The sequence below is a fragment of the Lawsonella clevelandensis genome (genome assembly GCF_003241315.1).
In the GTDB taxonomy this organism is placed as follows: domain Bacteria; phylum Actinomycetota; class Actinomycetes; order Mycobacteriales; family Mycobacteriaceae; genus Lawsonella; species Lawsonella clevelandensis_A.
In genome coordinates this window covers 1-1371 of record NZ_QFOZ01000020.1, presented here as the reverse complement: position 1 = coordinate 1371, position 1371 = coordinate 1, and the positions used below count along the sequence as shown (strand labels likewise).

Annotated in this window: 1 rRNA gene; it reads left to right on the top strand. The window is 52.4% G+C overall.

The features are described 5' to 3' along the window. A 23S ribosomal RNA gene (locus DI579_RS07180) occupies positions 1 to 1371 on the top strand; the annotation flags it as partial.

Below are 1371 nucleotides of genomic sequence, written 5' to 3'. Positions count from 1 at the left end.
GACTGTGGGGGATAAGCTTCATAGTCGAGAGGGAAACAGCCCAGATCGCCGGCTAAGGCCCCTAAGCGTGTACTAAGTGGAAAAGGATGTGGGATCGCTTAGACAACCAGGAGGTTGGCTCAGAAGCAGCCACCCTTGAAAGAGTGCGTAATAGCTCACTGGTCAAGTGGTCCTGCGCCGACAATGTAGTGGGGCTCAAGTACACCGCCGAAGCCGCGGCATTCCTTTTTGGGATGGGTAGGGGAGCGTCGTGTATCCGTTGAAGCTGCAGAGTGATCTAGTGGTGGAGGGTATGCGAGTGAGAATGCAGGCATGAGTAGCGAATGACATGTGGGAAACATGTCCTCCGGATGACCAAGGGTTCCTGGGCTAGGCTAATCCTCCCAGGGTGAGTCGGGTCCTAAGGCAAGGCCGACAGGCGTAGTCGATGGATAACGGGTTGATATTCCCGTACCCGTATAAGCGCGCCCATGGTGAATCAGTGATACTAACTGTCCAGAAGCTGCTGTTTTCTCTTTTTAAGGAGATGGTTGTGGATGCACAGGACCTGATCTGGTAGTAGCCAAGCGATGGGGTGACGCAGGAAGGTAGCTGTGCCAGGTAGTGGATTGCCTGGTGTAAGCGTGTAGGGTGACAGGTTGGTAAATCCGCTTGTTGTGTACCTGAGACGTGATGCGTAGCCATTGTGGTGAAGTTAGTGATCCTATGCTGCCGAGAAAAGCCTCTAGTGAGTTCTTATGCGGCCCGTACCCTAAACCGACACAGGTGGTCAGGTAGAGAATACTAAGGAGTTCGAGAGAACTGTGGTTAAGGAATTCGGCAAAATGCCCCCGTAACTTTGGAAGAAGGGGGACCGATGTTGGTGAGCACTTTTTCGGTGTGAGCTGGTGTTGGTCGCAGAGACCAGAGAGAAGCGACTGTTTACCAAAAACACAGGTCCGAGCCCCAGTAAACGGCGGTGGTAACTATAACCATCCTAAGGTAGCGAAATTCCTTGTCGGGTAAGTTCCGACCTGCACGAATGGCGTAACGACTTCTCTACTGTCTCAACCACAGACTCGGCGAAATTGCATTACGAGTAAAGATGCTCGTTACGCGCGGCAGGACGAAAAGACCCCGGGACCTTTACTATAGCTTGGCATTGGTGTTCGGTTTTGTTTGTGTAGGATAGGTGGGAGACTGTGAAGCTCATGCGCTAGTGTGGGTGGAGTCGTTGTTGAAATACCACTCTGATGAAATTGGACTTCTAACCTCGGACCATGATCTGGTTTAGGGACAGTGCCTGGTGGGTAGTTTAACTGGGGCGGTTGCCTCCCAAAGAGTAACGGAGGCGCCCAAAGGTTCCCTCAGCCTGGTTGGCAATCAGGTGTT